Below are 18,868 nucleotides of genomic sequence, written 5' to 3'. Positions count from 1 at the left end.
GTCAGGAACATGACGGTTACCACGGGCATCAATGTCAGACACTTTGCCGGCGCCGCCACGGGGCACAATTCCGGCCCGCGGGACGTACCCTGGATGGGTTCCCAAGACCGTCGATCACCTGCAGAAACACTCGATCGAGGCACCTCGTCCGAGTCCGGCCTGGCGCCGCGCCCGGTTTCTATGAGCCGGCTGTGCGACGGCGCGGGGCCCGGCCGCGGTAGGTCCAGCCTGCCCGCAAACGCCCGAACATCGCACTGTCTGTGTGGGCACCAGTTGACAACTGACGATGTCCACGATCAAGGAAACCCGGCGCCCCAGGAGGGGTACCGGGTTTCGTGGACCGGCGCTCAGGCCAGCTCGACGAGCTCCAGCATGTCGTCGCTCCAGGTGTCCTCGTCGCCGTCCGGCAGCAGGATCGCGCGGTCCGGCTTCAGCGCCGCCACACAGCCGGCGTCGTGGCTCACCAGCACGATGGCGCCCGGGTAGTTGGCGATCGCGTCCAGCACCTGCTCGCGGCTGACCGGGTCGAGGTTGTTGGTCGGCTCGTCCAGCAGCAGCACGTTGGCGCCGGAGCAGACCAGGGTGGCCAGGGCCAGCCGGGTCTTCTCCCCGCCGGAGAGCACGCCGGCCGGCTTGTCCACGTCGTCGCCGGAGAAGAGGAAGGCCCCCAGGATCTTCCGCAGCTCGGTGTCGGTCTGCTCGGAGCCGGCGCTGCGCATGTGGTCCAGGATCGTCCGGTCCACGTCCAGGGTCTCGTGCTCCTGGGCGTAGTAGCCGAGCCGCAGGCCGTGCCCCGCGCGCACCTCGCCGGTGTCCGACTCCAGCATGCCGCCGAGGATCCGCAGCAGGGTGGTCTTGCCGGCACCGTTCAGGCCGAGGATGGCGACCCGGGAGCCCCGGTCCACCGCCACGTCCACGTCCGCGAAGATCTCCAGCGAGCCGTACGACTTCGACAGGCCGTGCGCGGTCAGCGGGGTCTTGCCGCAGGGCGCCGGGCTCGGGAACCGGACCTTCGCCACCTTGTCCGAGGTGCGGACCTCGTCCAGGCCGCCGAGGAGCTTCTCGGCCCGCTTCGCCATGTTCTGCGCGGCCACCGTCTTGGTCGCCTTGGCCCGCATCTTGTCGGCCTGCGCCATCAGGGCGCCGGCCTTCTTCTCCGCGTTGGCCCGCTCCCGGCGGCGGCGGCGCTCATCGGTCTCGCGCGCCTCCAGGTACGTCTTCCAGCCCATGTTGTACATGTCGACGACCGAGCGGTTGGCGTCCAGATACCAGACCTTGTTGACCGCCGCGTCGAGCAGCTCCACGTCGTGACTGATCACGATGAGGCCGCCCTTGTGCTGGGCCATGTAGCCCCGGAGCCAGGCGATCGAGTCCTGGTCGAGGTGGTTGGTCGGCTCGTCGAGCAGCAGGATGCCCTTGCCGTTCTGCCCGGAGTTGGCGAACAGGATCCGGGCCAGCTCGATCCGGCGGCGCTGACCACCGGAGAGGGTGCCGATGGTCTGCGCGAGGGCGCGGTCGGGCAGCCCGAGGTTGGCGCAGATCCGGGCGGCCTCGGCCTCGGCACCGTACCCACCGAGGGCGGAGAACTGGTCCTCCAGCTGGCCGTAGCGCCGGACGAGCTTGTCCTCGGCGCTCTCCTCCAGCTGGATCTCCAGCTTCTGCATCTCGGCGAGGATGACGTCCAGCCCGCGGGCGGAGAGCACCCGGTCCCGGCCGGTCACGTTCAGGTCGCCGGTGCGCGGGTCCTGCGGGAGGTAACCGATCTCACTGGTCCGCTCGACCTGCCCCGCATACGGCATGCCCTCGCCGGCCAGCACCTTGAGCGTGGTGGTCTTGCCCGCACCGTTGCGACCGACCAGGCCGATCCGGTCGCCGGGCTGCACCCGCAGGGTGGTCGGGGAGATCAGGATGCGTGCGCCGGCACGGAGTTCCAGTCCGGTGGCGGTGATCATGAAAATTCTCGCTCTCGGTGATCGGGCTGACTCAGGGCGCAGTAAAACGCCGGCCATCCGTGAAGATGGTCGGCGGGGGCAGGTCAGCCTTCGCAGAGCAGCACGCCGCAATAGTACCCAACCGCGGGCTCTACCTCGAACTCGATTAAGTCGCAAGATCATCGGGTACGTGCCCGGCAACCCCGGCTGAGTGAGGACGACATGGAGCTCAACGAGAACGCCGAGATCGATACCAGTCAGGTCGAGGACGTCCGCGGATCAGGCGGCGGCGGAGGAGGACTCGGCGGCATGATCCCGGTCGGGGGCGGTGGCCTCACCGGGATCGTGATCACCGTCATCCTGCTCGTCGTCGGCGGCTACTTCGGCGTCAACAACCTGGGCGGCGGCTCGTCGTCCGGGGACAACACCTCGCTCAACGAGCAGTGCGCCAAGGAGAACGCCACCGAGACGCTGGAGTGCCGGAACGTCCTCTACATCAACTCGATCCAGGCGTACTGGGCCGCGGAGATGCCGAAGGCGTTCGACAGGGACTACGAGAAGGCGACCACCAAGATCTTCTCCGACCGGGTGAGCACCGGCTGCGGCACCGCGGACTCCGGGGTCGGCCCGTTCTACTGCCCCTCGGACGACCACGTCTACATCGACCTGACCTTCTACCAGCAGCTCGCCGACGAGCTCGGCGCGCCCGGCGAGTTCGCCCAGCCGTACGTGCTCGCCCACGAGTACGGCCACCACGTGCAGGACCTGCTCGGCACCGACTCGGGCGGCACCAACCTCGGCTCGGTCAAGCTGGAGTTGCAGGCCGACTGCTACGCCGGCGCCTGGGCCAAGGGGGCGACCAGCACCTCCGACGCCAAGGGCGTGAAGATCTTCAAGAGCATCACCGACGAGGACATCCAGGAGGGCCTGCAGACCGCCGGACAGATCGGCGACGACACGCTGCAGAAGCGCAACGGCGGCACGGTCAACCCGGCCGAGTTCACCCACGGCACCTCCGCCGACCGGCAGAAGTGGTTCCGCACCGGCTACGACAGCGCCGACCCGGCGAAGTGCGACACGTTCGCCGACGGCGCGGTCAAGGAAGGCGACTGACCCCTCTCTCCTCCTTGATCAGCTCTCCTCTCTGATCAAGATCGACACCGCGCGAGCCGCGGCCACGGCGCTGACCAGCACCGCGTGCCGCGGCTCCGGCACGTCGAGGAGCCGGTCCGCCCGCAACGGGGCCAGCGGCGCCAGCTGCGGCGCGGCGAGGATGGCGTCGACCGCCGCACGGTCACCCCCGGCCACCAGCGCCGCCATCGTGCGTACCCGGGAGAGAAGCAGGCGGCCCGCGATGCCGGCGCCGTCGGCAGCCGCCGCCTTCGCCTGATTGTCGCGGCGGCGCGCGAACCGCTGCTGCGACCAGCCACCCGCGGCCGTCCGGCCCTGCACATAGTGCGTGTCCACCTTGGACGTGATCAGTTCCGGTCCGTCGGCGACACCGACGGCGACCGCGCCCTTGCGCGCGAGCAGCAGGCCCAGCAGACGCGGCGCCTCCGCTTCGCCGATCAGCTCCCCGATCGTCGCGCACGGCCGGGCGCCGGGAGGCTCGTGCAACGTCGCCGACACACCGTCGGCGGCGGTCACCGTCAGACCGCTCTCCACGTACGCACCATGCCGCCCCGCGAAGTTCTCCAGCCAGCGGGGAAGCCGTTCCGGCGCGACATCCACCCATTTCCCGCCGCCCGCGGCCGCTCGCTCGCCCATTCGTGCAAGCCTACGACGGTGACCTCCCCGTTGATGGGCCGCCTCGTCAGCGCCTTCGAGTCGGCCGGCGATCCGGCACGCGCCCCGGCGATGGCGGCGTACATGCGCGACCAGTTCGCCTTCCTGGGCCTGAGCGCCGGCGCCCGCCGCGCCGCGGCCCGCGATGCGCTCGCCGGCCTGCCCCGCCCCACCGAGGACGAGCTGGCGTCGACGGCCAGGGCCTGCTGGGCCCTCCGGGAGCGCGAGTTCCAGCAGTTCGCGTGTGATCACCTGGCCGCCCACCTCCGGACCCCCGGCCCGGGCTTCCTCGACGTCTGCCAGGAGCTGATCACCACGAAGTCGTGGTGGGACACGGTCGACCCGCTCGCCACCCACGTCGCCGGCGGACTGGTCCGGCGCCATCCGGCACTGGTGGCCCGGATGGACGAGTGGTCCGGCGCGGCGGACATGTGGCTGATCCGGACGGCGCTGCTGCACCAGCTCCACTACGGCACGGCGACCGACACCGACCGCCTCTTCGGCTACTGCACCCGTCAGGCGTCCCACCCGGACTTCTTCATCCGCAAGGCGATCGGCTGGGCCCTGCGCCACTACGCCCGCACGGACCCGGAGGCGGTCCGCTCCTTCCTGACCGCCCAGCGCGACCGCCTCTCCCCACTCTCCCTCCGCGAGGCCGCCAAGCACCTCTGACCGGGGATCGCCGGGAGACGGCCGGTGCCTATCGCCATGCGGCGCGCGACCTGGCCGCCGACGAGGGCGAGGCCGGTCGCGCCGGCCAGCGGCCGGCTCACCGGCCGCCCGACCTGGCAGCTCGTCGAGTGGGTCCTGGAGTTCTGCCCGCCGGACGACGCCGGCGCGGACTGGCACGGTCACCACGCCGGGCATCTCGCCGGGAACCTGTTCACGTGAGCAGGCGCACCGCGAGGACCGCGATGACCGTGGCGGAGAGCAGGGCGGTCACCGTGCGGCCGCGGGGGCCGGTCAGGGTGCGGCCGATCAGAGAGCCGCCGCCCGCGATCAGCAGCTGCCAGCTCGCCGAGGCGAGGAAGGCACCCGTGACGAACCAGATGCCGCCGGCGCCGGCGTGGTCGCCGGTCAGGACCAGGGCCGCGAAGTAGAGCACCGTCGCCGGGTTCAGCAGGGTCAGGCCGAGGATCGCGGTGTACGCCCGCGACGCCGACACCGGGCGCTCGTCCCGCTCGGTGACCGGCCGGAAGGCGCCCCACGCCGTCCGGGCGGCCAGGACCAGCAGGATCGCCGCGCCCAGCCAGCGCAGCGGCACCGCGATCGGGGCCACGACCGCCGCCACCGCAGCGCCGCCGGCGACCGCGAGCAGCGCGTAGACGCCGTCCGCGGTGGCCGCGCCGAGGCCCGCCGCCGCGCCGACGCGCAGCGAGACCCGTGCGCTGAGGCCCGCGATCAGCACCCCGATCGCGCCGACGGGCACGGCGATGCCGTATCCGGCGATCACGCCGGACAGGAAGGCCGCGCTCATGACGGCTGCGGTGCCGGGACCTCTCCGGTGGGCGTGAGCTGCTGTCGCGTGGCCCGATCGGCCATCGCGACGACAACGACGGGGTACGCCCACCACACGGTCATGCGGGAATCATCTCGTCCTTCATCCACAGCAACCACCGAATATTGGTCACCACATGCACCCTTCCGGCTGCTGTTGGTGACCGATAGGGTCCGATCATGGCTGTCGTAGCGGAACTCACCCTGGTCCGGCATGGGCAGAGCCTCGCCAACGTCGCCTTCGCCCACGCCAACGCGCGCGGGCTGCTGGACGCCGCGGTCAGCGGCCGGGACGCGGAGGTGCCGCTCACGCCGCTCGGCGAGGAGCAGGCGGCCGCAGTCGGTGGCTGGCTGGCCGGGCAGCCGCCCGAGCACCGGCCGGAGGTGGTGATCACCTCGCCGTACCTCCGCGCCCGGGAGACGTGGCGGCTCGCCGCGCACGTCTCCGGGGTGCCGCTGCCCACGCCGCGGACCGACGACCGGCTGGTCGACCGCCTGATGGGCGACCTGGAGCTGCTCACCACGGCGGCGGTCGCGGCGCGATTCCCGGGCGAGGCGGCACGGCGGGCCCAGGCCGGCGAGTACCGCTACGCGCCGCCGGGCGGCGAGTCGTTCGCCGACGTCGAGGCCCGGCTCGCGTCCTTTCTCGACGATCTGCACCGGGCGTACGACGGCCGCCGGGTGATCGTGGTGGCGCACGACGCGGTGGTGCTGATGGCCCGCGCCGTGATCGAGGGTCTGGACTGGGACCGGGTGCTGGCCGTCGAGGCCGCCTCGGGCAGTGTCCGGAACGCGTCCATCACCCGGTTCGCCGGTACGAACGACCAGCTCACGCTGGACCGGTACAACGTCGTCGACCATCTAGACATCGATAGGCGTCATTGACAGATGCCCCCGTGCAGATAGGTTCGGACGATGCCCACCCCCTCTCCCGCCCAACGACAGCTGCGCGGCCTGCTGTTCGCCGAAGCGGTCTCCATGCTGGGCAGCCGTATCACCTTCGTGGCCCTGCCCTGGCTGGTCCTCACCACCACCGACTCGGCCCTGCTCGCCGGAATCGCCGGCTTCGCCGAGATGCTCCCGTACGTCCTGGCCGGTCTTCTCGGCGGTCCTATCGTGGACCGGGTCGGACCGCGCCCGACCGCGGTCGCCGCCGACACCGCCAGCATCCTCGCGGTCAGCGGCATCCCGCTGCTGGCGATGACCGAGATCATCCCGTACGGCACGATGCTCGCCCTGATCGCGCTGGCCGGCGCGCTCCGCGGGTTCGGCGACACCGCCAAACGCGCGCTGCTCCCCCGTGCGATCGCCGAGGCCGGGCTCTCCACCGAACGCGGCACCGCGATGTACGACGGGATCAGCCGCGCCTGCACGCTGATCGGGTTACCCGTCGCCGGCCTGCTGATCGCCGCGATCGGCCCGGCCCGGGTGCTGCTGTTCGACGCGGCGAGCTTCGCGATCGGCGCACTGCTGATCTCGGTCTTCGTCCGGGTCGGCTCGGTCGACCGCCCGGCCGCCGACGACCAGGGCTACGCCGAGGCGCTCCGCGGCGGCTTCCGGTACGTCCGCGAAGACCGGCTGATCGTCGGCATCATGTCGCTGCTCTTCGCGACGAACCTCCTCGATCAGGCGTACGCCACGGTCTTCGTGCCCGTCTGGGTGCGGGACGGGCCGCACGGACCCGCCGCCCTCGGCGTGCTGGGCTGCGCCTTCGGCCTGGGCGCGGTGGCCGGCAACATCCTCTACACGATCGTCTCGCCCCGCCTGCCACGCCGGCTCACCTTCGCGACCTGCTTCCTGCTCGGCGGCCCCGCGCAGCTCTTCGCGCTTGCGCTCACCGACCGCCTCTGGGTGGTGCTGACCGTCGCCGCACTGGCCGGCGCCCTGATGTCCACGGTCAACCCGATCCTGCTCGCGGCCGCCTACGACCGGATCCCGGCGAGCATGCACGGCCGGGTGATGAGCCTGCTGATCGCGGTGTCGTGGGCCGGCATCCCGCTGGGTGGCGTGCTCGGCGGCTGGGCCGCGGACGAGCTGGGGCTGCGTACCGGAGCGCTGCTGGCCGGAATCGGCTATGTCGCGGTGACCTTCGCGCCGTTCCTCTTCTCCAACTGGCGCGCGCTCGACGAGGGCCGGCAGGTGACCGCCAGGCCCCGGGTCGCCGCCGGGACGGCGGCGCGATAATGATGCCGATGACTCTCTCTCATGACGTGACCGGTTCCGGTCCCACCGTTGTCCTGCTCCATTCGACCGCCGCCGACCGCCGGATGTGGGACCCCCAGATCCCGGCGCTGACCGAGGCCGGTTTCCGGGTGCTCCGCTGCGACCTGCGCGGTTTCGGCGAATCCCCGATGCCGACCGGCCCCTGGAACAACGCCGACGACGTCGTCGCGCTGATCGGCTCCCTGGACAGCGGCCGGGTCGCCCTGGTCGGCGCTTCGGGCGGCGGCCGGGTGGCCATCGAGATCGCCGCGCGATGGCCGGATCGGATCACCCGGCTGGTCCTGCTCTGCACCGCGCTGCGGGGGCACCCGCACAGTCCCGGGATGCTCGCTTTCGGACAGCGGGAGGACGAACTGCTGGAGGCCGGCGACATCGACGGAGCGGTGGCCGTCAATGTCGAGCAGTGGCTGGGCCCGGAGGCGGACGAGGCGGCACGGACCGCGCTGAGCACCATGCAGCGCAACGTCTTCGAGGTTCAGCTCGCCGCCGAGGACCCTTCACCCCTTCAGGTCGAGTACGACCCCAGAACCGTCACCGCCCGGACTCTCCTCGTGACGGGCGCCCACGATCTGCCGGACTTCCGGGAGATCGCCGCTCGTCTGGTGACCGAGATCCCCGGCGCGCGCCACGTCGAGCTGGACTGGGCGGGTCACCTCCCCTCGATGGAGCGCCCCGACCTGATCAACCCGCTGCTCGTCGACGCTCTCCGCTGACCCCCGGCTGGTTCCCAGGGGTGTATCGGAGGCCCGGATACACCCCTGGGAACCAGCCAGAACCGTGACCGTCAGTGGAGGAACGCGGTGATCGTCTGGACGAACCAGTCGGCGTCGTCGAGCCACGCGAAGTGGCCGCCGTCCGGGACCATGGCGAGCTCGGCCTGCGGGAAGAGACCCGCGTACTCGGCCGCCCACTTCGGGGGCAGTTGCAGGTCGGCCTCGCCGGAGACCAGCAGCACCGGCGCACCGAGTTCGGCCAGACCGGTGCGTACCCGAAGGGGGTCGAAAGCGCCGTCCGCGTAGAACGCCGCCGCGGCGGCCCGGTTCTTCTGCTCGGCCTCACGTGCCGAGTACGCCTGGGTCTCCGCGTCCCACCGGCCGTAGATGAACGGCGCCAGCGCCCGCCCGTCCGCCGGGGCGCTCCGCCCGGACTGGAGCCGTTCGAGCGCCGCGAACGCCTCCGGGAACCACGGCTCGCCGCGCCGCGTCTCGGCCACCTGGCGGCGCTCCAGGTCGGTGATCTCCAGGTGCACCGCCCGCGGACTGGGGTTGACCAGCACGAGACGCGCGATCCGCTCCGGGTACCGGATCGCGTAGAGCAGCGCGACGGTCACGCCCGCCGAGTGCCCCAGCAGGTCGACGCTCTCCAGACCGAGGTGCTCGCGCAGCGCCTCCACGTCGTCCACCAGCCGGTCACAACGGTAGCTCGCGGTGTCCTCCGGAACCGCCGACGACCCGGTGCCCCGCAGGTCGGGGATCAGCAGCTCATGGTGCTCGCCGAGCCCGCCCAGATCACCGAGGTACGCCCCCGCCTGCATCGGGCCGCCGGGCAGGCACAGCAGTGGCGTACCGGAACCGGTGCGGTGCAGGGCGAGCCGGATGCCGTCGGGTGCGTCAAAGGTCTCCACGCCGGGAATCCTATGTGTATTCATCGATCCGCAGGCGGCGAAATACGACAGCCCCGCTCCCCCGGGTCCGGTTAGGCTGCCGCGCGTGAACGACATATCGGGGGACTTCGAAACGCACGTGACGGTCGACGCCGGGCAGGCCGCCGACCTCGCCGTCTGGGCGGCCGAGCACGGCGCGACGTTCGTGCACATCGAAATCGACCGGGGCGAGCACACCTTGCAGCCGATGCTCACCCTGCACGGCACCGGCACGCTGACGGAACAGCGGAGGATCGCCGAGCGGTGGTGCGCCCGGCTGCGCGAGGCGGGCTTCCGTCCCCGGCGCACCAAGATCGAGGCGACCCCCTGGTCGTCCGGCGTGCCGCGCACCGACGAGGAGGCGGGCACCGAACCGCGCGACCGGCACTTCGAGCACCACGTCAAGGTGCGCCTCCCCGCGGCCAGGGGCGCCGCGCTGCCCGCCCTCACCGCCCTGGCCGAGTCGCACGGTGCCCGGCTCTCCCGCAACGCGCGGCGGTGGCTCACCGGCGGTGGGCAGGAGCGCTTCGTCAACCAGCGCTGCCACGGCGTCGGCCGGGAGACCGCCACCGAGCGGCTGGAACGCCTCGTCACCGACCTGCGCGGGGCCGGCCACGAGATCATCTCGGTGGAGCAGGAGTACGTCGCGTTCGACGACCACATCGACCTCGACGCGGGCTGGCTCACCCCGTCCCCGTCGGCGGTGGCACGATGATCGGCCGTCCCGAGCTGGGTACGGAAGCCGACGACGTCACCGCCGAGTCGGTGCCCTCCCGGCACGACGTCGACAGGACGGCCTTCGCCGCGGAGTACCCGGAGATCGGCGGCGCGGCTGAGCCGTGGCTCCAGCGTCTCGCCCTGACCCTCGACCGCTCCTGATCATCGGCCAGCCCATCCGGCTCCCTTCGTACGGCCGTTACTGATCACGGGTCAGTCCATCCGGCTCCACTCGCGGAGCCGGTCGGCGGCCGCTACCGCTCACCGGTCAGTCCATCCGGCTCCACTCGCGGAGCTGGTCGGCGGCCGCTACCGCTCACCGGTCAGTCCATCCGGCTCCACTCGCGGAGCTGGTCGGCGACCTCGCGGTCGCCGTCGACGCGGACGGCCGCGAGGGGGATGCGGCGGTAGAGGGCGAGCACCAGATCACTGGTCGTACCGCGGAGCGTGGTGACCGGGTCGCCGCTCGCCGCCGGGTTCGTCTGAGCGCCGGCCGGGGAGAGGTCGACGGTCCAGGACGGGCCCTCCAGCGCCTGGAGGGCGACGCGTGCCGGGCGGTGCCGCCACGGGCCCCGGGAACCGAGCACCACCTGCAGGAACTCGGCGACGCCGTCGACTGCCACCGCGGCCGGCAGCGGCTCCGGTTCACCGATCGCGGCCTGGGCGTCGTACGCGTGAACCGCCGCCTCCTGAACCTGGTGCCGGGCCACCGCGCCCACCGTGAGCGACGCCGCGGCGGACGCGGCCCACCAGGCCCAGCACGGCCCGTCCGGGCCCGCCTCGCGCAACGCGGTGACCAGCAGCTCGGTCGACGCGGCGGACCACTCCCGCAGGTCGCCGTGCGGCGCGCGGTCGCCGGCCTTCCCCTCCGGCGGCGGGCCGCTCGGGTCGCCGTGCGCCGCGGTGGCCGCCCAGAAGCGCTGCACCCCGCCGAGGTGCACGACCAGGTCCCGCATCGACCACGCGTCGCAGCACGGCACCCGCGCCTCCGGGTCGGGTGCGGCGGCCCACGCCCGGCGCAGTACGGCGGACCGCTCCTCGACCAGGGTGATCAGCTCGGGGAAGGGCGGAGTAGACGTCATGTCCGGTTTCTACCACCGAGACACGACAAAGGGCGGCGCGCTCGATGCGCACCGCCCTTTGGACGTACCGGAGATCGGCGCATCAGGCCTGATGCATCAGGCTAGATGCATCTAACCTGATGCATCACTTCCGATGCATCACTTCCGATGCATCACGCTAGATGCATCACGCTAGATGCATCCGTTCCGATGCATCGGGTCAGACGTTGAAGCCGAGGGCCCGGAGCTGCTCCCGGCCGTCGTCGGTGATCTTGTCGGGGCCCCACGGCGGGAGCCACACCCAGTTGATCCGGAAGTCCTGGACCAGGCCGCCGCCCGGGCCGGTGGTCAGCGCCTGCCGGGTCTGGTCCTCGATCACGTCGGTCAGCGGGCAGGCCGCCGAGGTCAGCGTCATGTCGAGGGTGACCACGTTGTCGTCGTCCACGTGACTGCCGTAGACGAGGCCGAGGTCGACCACGTTGATGCCGAGCTCGGGGTCGACGACGTCCTTCATCGCCTCCTCGATATCGGCGATCGTGGCCTTCGTGACCGGGCCGGTCTTCTCCACGGAAGCCGCGGGCTCGTCCTGGTCGGCGGCCGCGTTGACCCCGGCGTCCGGGATCTCGACCGCCTCGCCCGCCTCCGCGGCCGCGGACCGCTCGGCCTCCAGCCAGGCCGGGACCTGGTCGTCCACGGCCGTGGCGTCGCCGGGCGCCGAGGCCACCGTGCGTACGGTATCGGTGTTCTCGCTCGTCATTACGCTCTGCCCTCTCTTGGCATGCCCTGCTGGCCCTCGACTTCGGCGCCGTCGCCCGGCTCGGCCATGTGCCGCTCGGTGCAGTCGGTCATGCCGTCACCTCCGGGCTCGCGCCCACGTCCACACCGGCACGGGCCGCGGCGTCCTTGAACGCCATCCACGGCAGCAGGGCGCACTTCACCCGGGCCGGGAACTTCGCCACCCCGGCGAAGGCTATCCCGTCGCCGAGCACGTCCTCGTCCGGCTCCACCTGACCGCGGCTCTGCATCAGCTCCACGAACGCGTGGTGGATCTCGGACGCCTGGCCGGAGCTCTTCCCCTGGAGCAGCTCGTGCAGCACGGACGCGGAGGCCTGGCTGATCGAGCAGCCGAGGCCGTCGTACGAGATGTCGGTCAGGTCCGAGGTGACCCGGACGGTGATCTCGTCGCCGCAGGTCGGGTTGACGTGGTGCGCCTCCCCGTCGAACGGATCCCGCAGGCCACGGCCGTGCGGGTGCTTGTAGTGATCGAGGATGATCTCCTGGTAAAGCCCGTCGAGCATCATCAGCCGAACACCTTCCGGACCTGGTCGAGGCCGCGCGCCAGGGCGTCGATCTCGTCCGTGGTCGTGTAGAGGTAGAACGAGGCCCGGGTCATCGCCGGCACGCCGAAACGCACGCAGACCGGCCGGGCGCAGTGGTGGCCGACGCGGACCTCCACGCCGAGCGCGTCCAGGATCTGCCCCACGTCATGGGGGTGTACCCCGTCGACGCCGAACGACACCGTGCCGCCCCGCCGCTCCGGGGTCGACGGACCGTAGATGCGCACGTCCGGGACGGCGGAGAGCTGCTCCAGCGCGTACCGGGTGATCTCCTGCTCGTGCCGGTGGATCTCGTCCATCCCGATGCCGGTCAGGTAGTCCACGGCCGCGCCGAGCCCGATCGCCTCGGTGATCGGCGGGGTGCCCGCCTCGAACCGGGCCGGCGGCGGAGCGTAGGTGGTCTTCGCCATCGACACGGTCTCGATCATCGAGCCGCCGGCCAGGAACGGGGGCATCCGCTCCAGCAGGTCGAAGCGGCCCCAGAGCACGCCGATGCCGGTCGGGCCGAGCATCTTGTGACCGGTGAACGCGATGAAGTCGACGCCGAGCGCGCGCACGTCGACCGGGAAGTGCGGCACCGACTGCGAGGCGTCCAGCATCACCAGCGCACCGACCTGGCGGGCCCGTTCGACCAGCCGGGCCGAGTCGTTGATGGTGCCGAGCGTGTTGGACATGTGCGCGACCGAGATCAGCTTGGTCCGCTCGTTGACCAGCTCGTCGAGCTGTGACTCGTCGAGCCGGCCCTCGTCGGTGATGCCGAACCAGCGCAGCGTGGCGCCGGTCCGCTCGCAGAGCAGCTGCCAGGGCACCAGGTTGGAGTGGTGCTCCATCTCGGAGATCACGATCTCGTCGCCCGGCTTCAGCCCGAGCAGCTGCCCGGCCGAGTGCGCCACCAGGTTGATCGCCTCGGTGGAGTTCTTGGTGAAGACGACCTCATCGGGGCTGCCCGCACCGATGAAGCTCGCGATCTTCGCCCGGGCGCCCTCGTACATCTCGGTCGACTCGGTGCCCAGGGTGTGCACCGAGCGCGAGACGTTGCCGTTGTGCTTCTCCTGGTGCGCGCGCATGACGTCGAGCACCTGCACCGGCTTCTGCGAGGTGTTGGCGCTGTCCAAGTAGACCAGCGGGTGGCCGTTCACCTCCCGCTCGAAGATCGGGAAGTCCTTGCGCACCCGCGCGACGTCGAAGGTCATCTTCTCCCCTAGGCCTTGGCGAGGAACTTCTCGTAGCCCGAGACCTCGAGCTCCTCGGCCAGCTCCGGGCCGCCCTCCTCGACGATCTTGCCGCCGACGAAGACGTGCACGAAGTCCGGCTTGATGTAGCGCAGGATCCGCGTGTAGTGGGTGATCAGCAGGAAGCCGGTCTCGCCGGTCTCGCGGACCCGGTTGACGCCCTCGCTGACGATCCGCAGCGCGTCGATGTCCAGACCGGAGTCGGTCTCGTCGAGGATCGCCATCTTCGGCTTGAGCAGCTCGAGCTGCATGATCTCGTGCCGCTTCTTCTCACCGCCGGAGAAGCCCTCGTTGACGTTGCGCTGCGCGAACGCCGGGTCCATCTGCAGCTTCTCCATCGCGCCGCGCAGCTCGCCGGCCCAGGTGCGCAGCTTCGGCGCCTCACCGTCGATCGCGGTCTTCGCGGTACGCAGGAAGTTCGCCACCGAGACGCCGGGGACCTCAACCGGGTACTGCATCGCGAGGAAGAGACCCGCCCGGGCCCGCTCGTCGACGCTGAGCTCGAGCACGTCCTGCCCGTCCAGGGTCACCGAACCACCGGTGATCTCGTACTTCGGGTGGCCCGCGATGGAGTAGGCCAGCGTGGATTTGCCGGAGCCGTTCGGGCCCATGATGGCGTGCGTCTCACCGGAATTGATGGTGAGGTCGACCCCGGCCAGGATCGGCTTCAGCTCACCATCGGGCAGCTTCACCGAAACCTGCAGGTCGCGGATCTCCAGGGTGCTCACGGCTGTACTCCATTACTCGGTGTCATCGAAACGTAGATGTCGCCGTCGCGGATCTCGACGGGGTAGACCGCCACCGGGTCGATGGCGGGCGGTCCGGAGGGCTCTCCGGTACGCAGGTCGAAGCGCGAGCCGTGCAGCCAGCACTCCAGGGTGCAGCCGTCGACCTCGCCCTCGGAGAGCGCCACCGAGGCGTGGCTGCACTCGTCGCGGACCGCGTAGAAGTTGTCGTCGTCGGCGTGCACGATCGCGACCTCGACGCCGTCGACCTCCACCTGGAGGGCGGTGCCCTTGGCCACGTCGGCAGCCGCGCCGACGTTCTCGAACGGCATTACTTCCCCGACTCCGCCAGCCGGCCCTCGATCACGTCGCCGAGCCGCTCGCGCAGCTCCTCGACCGGGATCTTGTTGATCAGCTCGGCGAAGAAGCCCCGGACCACCAGCTTGCGGGCCTCGCCCTCGGGGATGCCGCGGGCCATCAGGTAGAAGAGCTGCTCGTCGTCGAACCGGCCGGTGGCGCTGGCGTGCCCGGCGCCGGCGACCTCGCCGGTCTCGATCTCCAGGTTCGGGACCGAGTCGGCGCGGGCTCCGTCGGTCAGCACCAGGTTCCGGTTGATCTCGTACGTATCGGTCCCGGTCGCGGTGGCCCGGATCAGCACGTCGCCGACCCAGACGGTGTGCGCCGACGAGCCCTGCAGCGCGCCGCGGTACCCCACGTAGCTGCGGCAGTCGGGCACCGAGTGGTCGACCAGCTGGCGGTGCTCGTGGTGCTGGCCCGCGTCGGCGAAGTAGAGCCCGAAGAGCTCGGCGTCGCCGCCCCGTCCGGTGTACTCCACCGAGGTGAACTGCCGGACCACGTCACCGCCCAGGGTGACCTGCACGTGCTGGACCCGGGCGTCCTTGCCGACCTTGAACTTGACGTGCTGCGCCTGCACGGCGTCGCGGTCCCACTCGGCCAGCGTCACGAAGGTGAGCTGCGCGCTGTCGGCGAGCACCACCTCGACGTTGTCGGCCAGGGTGACCGTGCCGGTCTGCTCCAGCACGATCGTCGCCTTGGCGAACGCGCCCACCGTGACCACGGTGCGCGCGGCCGCGGCGTCGCCGCCCTTGCCGACCAGGCGGATCACGGCGGCCTCGGCGGGCTCGGCCTCGGCCGCCACCTCGATCACGGTGACGCCGGCGGCCGAGCCGTACGCGAGGGCGCTGATCCGGTCGAACGGGGTGAGCACCGGGTCGACGTCGTCGGCGGTGGAGACCGACACCCCGGCGGGCAGGTCGGCGTACTCCACGGCCGGGGCGGCACCGGTCAGCTCGGTGGCCTTGACCAGGTCACCCAGCCGCTTGAGCGGGGTGAAGCGCCACTCCTCCTCCAGGCCGTTGAGGGCCGGGAAGTCGGCGACGTCGAAGGAACGCAGCACCTGCGACTTGGTGCTCGGCGGGGCGATGGCCTCGGTAGTCATGTCTTCCTTAAAATTCCTTACGTTCCTTGACCCTGGGGCTCTTCCGGCAGTGGGCGCTAGCCCACTGCCCCTTCCATCTGCAGCTCGATCAGGCGGTTGAGCTCCAGGGCGTACTCCATCGGGAGCTCCTTCGCGATCGGCTCGATGAAGCCGCGCACGATCATCGCCATCGCCTCGTCCTCGGTCAGGCCCCGGCTCATCAGGTAGAAGAGCTGGTCCTCGCTGACCTTGGAGACGGTCGCCTCGTGGCCCATGTTGACGTCGTCCTCGCGGATGTCGACGTACGGGTACGTGTCCGAGCGGGAGATCGTGTCGACCAGCAGCGCGTCGCACTTGACCGTGCTCTTCGAGCTCTCCGAGCCCTCCAGCACCTGCACCAGACCGCGGTACGACGTACGCCCGCCGCCCCGGGCGATCGACTTGGAGATGATCGTCGAGGAGGTGTGCGGCGCGGCGTGCACCATCTTGGCGCCGGAGTCCTGGTGCTGGCCCTCGCCGGCCATCGCGATCGAGAGCACCTCGCCCTTGGCGTGCGGGCCGGTCATGTAGACCGCCGGGTACTTCATCGTCACCTTGGAGCCGATGTTGCCGTCGATCCACTCCATGGTCGCGCCCTCCTCGCAGGTGGCGCGCTTGGTGACCAGGTTGTACACGTTGTTCGACCAGTTCTGGATGGTCGTGTAGCGCACCCGGGCGTTCTTCTTCACGACGATCTCGACGACCGCGGAGTGCAGCGAGTCGGACGAGTAGATCGGCGCGGTGCAGCCCTCGACGTAGTGCACGTAGCTGCCCTCGTCGGCGATGATCAGGGTCCGCTCGAACTGGCCCATGTTCTCCGTGTTGATCCGGAAGTAGGCCTGCAGCGGGATGTCCACGTGCACGCCCTTCGGCACGTAGATGAAGGAGCCACCCGACCAGGTCGCGGTGTTCAGCGCGGCGAACTTGTTGTCACCGACCGGGATCACCGTGCCGAAGTACTCCTTGAAGACGTCCTCGTGCTCCTTGAGCGCGGTGTCCGTGTCCAGGAACAGGACGCCCTGCTGCTCGAGGTCCTCGCGGATCGCGTGGTAGACGACCTCGGACTCGTACTGCGCGGCGACGCCGGCGACCAGGCGCTGCTTCTCCGCCTCGGGGATGCCGAGCTTGTCGTAGGTCGCCTTGATGTCCTCGGGCAGGTCCTCCCAGGAAGCGGCCTGCTTCTCGGTGGAGCGCACGAAGTACTTGATGTTCTGGAAGTCGATCCCGGTGAGGTCGGCGCCCCAGGACGGCATCGGCTTGCGGTCGAAGAGGCGCAGGCCCTTGAGGCGCAGGTCGAGCATCCACTGCGGCTCGTTCTTCAGCGCCGAGATGTTGCGCACCACGGCCTCGGAGAGGCCACGCTGCGCGGCGGCACCCGCAACGTCGGCATCGGCCCAGCCGTACTCGTACTTGCCAAGAGCGGCCAGGTGCTCTTCCTGAGTAACGATCTGGTCAGTCATCTCTATTCGTCCTAACCGTGATTGCGGTGGCGTGGGGCGGGGAGGGGATGTGCGTGGTGCACACCCCGTCGCCGTGCGCGATGGTGGCGAGGCGCTGCACGTGGGTGCCGATGAGCCGAGAGATGACTTCGGTTTCGGCGTCGCACAGCTGAGGGAACTCGGCGGCCACGTGGGCCACCGGGCAGTGGTGCTGGCAGAGCTGCCCGCCGGACGCGATCGTGGTCGCGCTGGCAGCGTAGCCCTCCGCGGTCAGCGCATCGGCGAGTGCCTCCGCCCGGGCCAGCGGATCGGGACCGGCGGAGAGGATCGCGGCCTTCAGCCGCTCCTCCAGCGCGCCGACCTGGGACGTCGCGAACGCCGAGACCGCCTCCACGCCGTGGTTCTCGGCGATCCAGCGCAGGGCGGCGGAGGCGATGCCGTCGTAGTGATGCGGGTTCAGATCCTCACGGGCGGCCGCGGTCAGCACGAACGCCTTCGCCGGGCGGCCCCGGCCGCGGGGGCCGGTGCGGCGCAGCTCGCGCGTCTCGACGAGGCCCTCGGCGAGCATCGCGTCGAGGTGTTTGCGGATCGCCGCGGGACTCAGCCCGAGCTGGGCGCCGAGCTCGGCCGCGGTGGCGGCGCGACGCTTCAGCAGCAGCTGGGTGACCCGGTCCCGGGTGCGGCCGTCCGACGCCGCGGCCGTCGCCGCCGCACCGTCCGTGACCAGCATCCCGTTTTTCACTACGCCAACGTTACGTATTTACTCCGGCCCCCGCAAACCGGCCTCCGGTGATCCGTCACACCGGCCCCCGGGGACACCTCAATTCAAGATCAACTTTGCGCGTACGATTCCCCGGGTGAAGTACCTGGTGAAGTCCTCCGCGTTGCGTCCGCTCGCCCTGGCGTCCCTGATCGCCAACGTCGCGCTGATCGTCACCGGCGCGGCGGTCCGGCTCACCGACTCCGGCCTCGGCTGCCCCACCTGGCCGAAGTGCACCGACGGGTCGTACACGACGACCTCCGCGATGGGCGTGCACGGCGCGATCGAGTTCGGCAACCGGATGCTCACCTTCGTGCTGGCCGGCCTCGCGATCGCCTGCTTCCTCGCGGCGCTGGGACACCCGCGCCGGAAATCCCTGGTCCGGCTCTCGGTCGCGGCCGGCCTCGGCATCCCGATGCAGGGCGTGGTCGGCGGCATCACCGTCCTCACCCACCTCAACCCGTGGGTGGTCGGGCTGCACTTCCTGCTCTCGGTCGGCGTGATCGCGCTGGCCTACGCGCTCTGGCGGCGCGCCGCCGAGGGCGACGGCGCCCCGGCCGCCACCGTCCCCGCCCCGCTGCGCGTGCTCGGCCGGCTCACCGCCCTGGCCAGCCTCGCGGTGATCGCGGCCGGCGTGGTGGTCACCGGCTCCGGCCCGCACTCGGGCGACCGCGGCGCCAAGCGCAACGGCCTCGACCCGGCCGCGATCTCCCAGGTCCACGCCGACCTGGTCTTCCTACTGATCGGCCTCTCGGTCGCGCTCTGGTTCGCGCTCCGCGCGGTGCCGGCCCCGGCGGCGGCGGTCCGCGCGGCGGGCGTGCTGATCCTGGTCGAGCTCGGCCAGGGCCTGATCGGCTTCGTGCAGTACTTCACCCACCTGCCGGTCCTGCTGGTCGGCGCCCACATGCTCGGTGCCGGCCTGGTCTGGACCTCCACCCTGGCCGTCCTCTGGTCGCTGCGGACCCGCCCGGAAGCGGTGGCCGAGGATGCCCCGGCCCCCGCCGGCGAGCCGGCCCGCACCGCACCGGTGCCCGCGTCCTGA

22 protein-coding genes are annotated in these 18,868 nt (G+C 71.0%); 9 read left to right on the top strand and 13 right to left on the bottom strand.

What is annotated here, in order from left to right; all coding sequences use genetic code 11:
* Positions 1–347: 347 nt before the first annotated feature.
* On the bottom strand, positions 348–1,952 hold the full coding sequence (locus AB0M08_RS35210) for an ABC-F family ATP-binding cassette domain-containing protein (protein ID WP_364503061.1): 1,605 nt from the start codon (positions 1,950–1,952) through the stop codon (positions 348–350).
* A gap of 201 nt (positions 1,953–2,153) precedes the next feature.
* On the opposite strand from AB0M08_RS35210, the gene AB0M08_RS35205 reads away from it, so the two are divergent.
* Entirely contained in the window at positions 2,154–3,044 is an 891-nt protein-coding gene (locus AB0M08_RS35205; RefSeq protein ID WP_364503058.1) for a neutral zinc metallopeptidase, read from the top strand.
* Positions 3,045–3,062: 18 nt separating this feature from the next.
* On the opposite strand, the gene AB0M08_RS35200 is transcribed toward AB0M08_RS35205, so the two are convergent.
* Positions 3,063–3,698 (bottom strand): acVLRF1 family peptidyl-tRNA hydrolase, encoded by a 636-nt coding sequence (locus AB0M08_RS35200; RefSeq protein WP_364503056.1) that lies wholly within the window; start codon positions 3,696–3,698, stop codon positions 3,063–3,065.
* 18 nt (positions 3,699–3,716) lie between these two features.
* Between AB0M08_RS35200 and AB0M08_RS35195 the strand changes: the two genes are divergently transcribed.
* Positions 3,717–4,388 carry a DNA alkylation repair protein gene (locus AB0M08_RS35195; protein ID WP_364503053.1) on the top strand — a complete coding sequence of 224 codons (672 nt, stop codon included), beginning with the start codon at positions 3,717–3,719 and terminating at the stop codon, positions 4,386–4,388.
* 24 nt (positions 4,389–4,412) lie between these two features.
* Positions 4,413–4,607: a hypothetical protein gene (locus AB0M08_RS35190; protein ID WP_364503051.1), complete on the top strand. Its 195-nt coding sequence runs from the start codon at positions 4,413–4,415 to the stop codon at positions 4,605–4,607.
* Here AB0M08_RS35190 and AB0M08_RS35185 read toward each other — a convergent pair.
* Positions 4,600–5,193: a LysE family transporter gene (locus AB0M08_RS35185; RefSeq protein WP_364503049.1), complete on the bottom strand. Its 594-nt coding sequence runs from the start codon at positions 5,191–5,193 to the stop codon at positions 4,600–4,602. The two genes, AB0M08_RS35190 and AB0M08_RS35185, sit on opposite strands and share 8 nt — an antisense overlap.
* 200 nt (positions 5,194–5,393) lie before the next feature.
* On the opposite strand from AB0M08_RS35185, the gene AB0M08_RS35180 reads away from it, so the two are divergent.
* From AB0M08_RS35180 to AB0M08_RS35170, 3 genes are read left to right on the top strand one after another with little or no spacing between them, the layout of a single operon-like run.
* Positions 5,394–6,098, top strand: coding sequence for a histidine phosphatase family protein (locus tag AB0M08_RS35180; RefSeq protein ID WP_364503046.1), 705 nt, complete (start codon positions 5,394–5,396; stop codon positions 6,096–6,098).
* Between the two features lie 30 nt (positions 6,099–6,128).
* Positions 6,129–7,397, top strand: coding sequence for an MFS transporter (locus tag AB0M08_RS35175; RefSeq protein WP_364503043.1), 1,269 nt, complete (start codon positions 6,129–6,131; stop codon positions 7,395–7,397).
* Between the two features lie 8 nt (positions 7,398–7,405).
* Positions 7,406–8,149: an alpha/beta fold hydrolase gene (locus AB0M08_RS35170; RefSeq protein ID WP_364503041.1), complete on the top strand. Its 744-nt coding sequence runs from the start codon at positions 7,406–7,408 to the stop codon at positions 8,147–8,149.
* A 71-nt stretch (positions 8,150–8,220) separates the two neighbouring features.
* Here AB0M08_RS35170 and AB0M08_RS35165 read toward each other — a convergent pair whose 3' ends face one another.
* Positions 8,221–9,060 carry an alpha/beta hydrolase gene (locus AB0M08_RS35165; protein ID WP_364503038.1) on the bottom strand — a complete coding sequence of 280 codons (840 nt, stop codon included), beginning with the start codon at positions 9,058–9,060 and terminating at the stop codon, positions 8,221–8,223.
* Between the two features lie 85 nt (positions 9,061–9,145).
* Between AB0M08_RS35165 and AB0M08_RS35160 the strand changes: the two genes are divergently transcribed.
* Together AB0M08_RS35160 and AB0M08_RS35155 are read left to right on the top strand one after the other, a co-directional pair.
* Positions 9,146–9,793, top strand: a complete 648-nt coding sequence (locus AB0M08_RS35160; protein WP_364503035.1) for a hypothetical protein — start codon at positions 9,146–9,148, stop codon at positions 9,791–9,793.
* Complete coding sequence (locus AB0M08_RS35155; RefSeq protein WP_364503032.1) at positions 9,790–9,957, top strand: hypothetical protein; 168 nt, start codon at positions 9,790–9,792, stop codon at positions 9,955–9,957. The genes AB0M08_RS35160 and AB0M08_RS35155 overlap by 4 nt, the downstream gene beginning before the upstream one ends.
* A gap of 161 nt (positions 9,958–10,118) precedes the next feature.
* On the opposite strand, the gene AB0M08_RS35150 is transcribed toward AB0M08_RS35155, so the two are convergent.
* The 9 genes from AB0M08_RS35150 to AB0M08_RS35110 form a co-directional block, all read right to left on the bottom strand.
* Positions 10,119–10,877, bottom strand: a complete 759-nt coding sequence (locus AB0M08_RS35150; RefSeq protein WP_364503030.1) for a maleylpyruvate isomerase family mycothiol-dependent enzyme — start codon at positions 10,875–10,877, stop codon at positions 10,119–10,121.
* Between the two features lie 199 nt (positions 10,878–11,076).
* Positions 11,077–11,613: a metal-sulfur cluster assembly factor gene (locus tag AB0M08_RS35145; protein WP_364503027.1), complete on the bottom strand. Its 537-nt coding sequence runs from the start codon at positions 11,611–11,613 to the stop codon at positions 11,077–11,079.
* An 88-nt stretch (positions 11,614–11,701) separates the two neighbouring features.
* A complete protein-coding gene (gene sufU / locus AB0M08_RS35140) occupies positions 11,702–12,157 on the bottom strand; it encodes a Fe-S cluster assembly sulfur transfer protein SufU (RefSeq protein WP_364503025.1) in 456 nt (151 codons plus the stop codon).
* Positions 12,157–13,386 carry a cysteine desulfurase gene (locus AB0M08_RS35135; RefSeq protein WP_364503022.1) on the bottom strand — a complete coding sequence of 410 codons (1,230 nt, stop codon included), beginning with the start codon at positions 13,384–13,386 and terminating at the stop codon, positions 12,157–12,159. Before AB0M08_RS35135 ends, sufU begins: the two co-directional genes overlap by 1 nt.
* Before the next feature lie 8 nt (positions 13,387–13,394).
* Positions 13,395–14,153, bottom strand: a complete 759-nt coding sequence (gene sufC / locus AB0M08_RS35130) for a Fe-S cluster assembly ATPase SufC (protein ID WP_364503019.1) — start codon at positions 14,151–14,153, stop codon at positions 13,395–13,397.
* Complete coding sequence (locus AB0M08_RS35125) at positions 14,150–14,482, bottom strand: non-heme iron oxygenase ferredoxin subunit (RefSeq protein WP_364503016.1); 333 nt, start codon at positions 14,480–14,482, stop codon at positions 14,150–14,152. The genes sufC and AB0M08_RS35125 overlap by 4 nt, the downstream gene beginning before the upstream one ends.
* Positions 14,482–15,609, bottom strand: coding sequence for a Fe-S cluster assembly protein SufD (gene sufD, locus AB0M08_RS35120; RefSeq protein WP_364503013.1), 1,128 nt, complete (start codon positions 15,607–15,609; stop codon positions 14,482–14,484). The genes AB0M08_RS35125 and sufD overlap by 1 nt, the downstream gene beginning before the upstream one ends.
* Before the next feature lie 56 nt (positions 15,610–15,665).
* On the bottom strand, positions 15,666–17,087 hold the full coding sequence (gene sufB, locus AB0M08_RS35115) for a Fe-S cluster assembly protein SufB (protein ID WP_364503010.1): 1,422 nt from the start codon (positions 17,085–17,087) through the stop codon (positions 15,666–15,668).
* Positions 17,080–17,796: a helix-turn-helix domain-containing protein gene (locus AB0M08_RS35110; protein ID WP_364503135.1), complete on the bottom strand. Its 717-nt coding sequence runs from the start codon at positions 17,794–17,796 to the stop codon at positions 17,080–17,082. The genes sufB and AB0M08_RS35110 overlap by 8 nt, the downstream gene beginning before the upstream one ends.
* Before the next feature lie 118 nt (positions 17,797–17,914).
* On the opposite strand from AB0M08_RS35110, the gene AB0M08_RS35105 reads away from it, so the two are divergent.
* On the top strand, positions 17,915–18,868 hold the full coding sequence (locus AB0M08_RS35105) for a COX15/CtaA family protein (protein WP_364503132.1): 954 nt from the start codon (positions 17,915–17,917) through the stop codon (positions 18,866–18,868).

This window comes from Actinoplanes sp. NPDC051851 (assembly GCF_040681165.1).
Lineage (GTDB): Bacteria > Actinomycetota > Actinomycetes > Mycobacteriales > Micromonosporaceae > Actinoplanes.
This window is presented reverse-complemented; position numbering and strand designations above follow the sequence as displayed.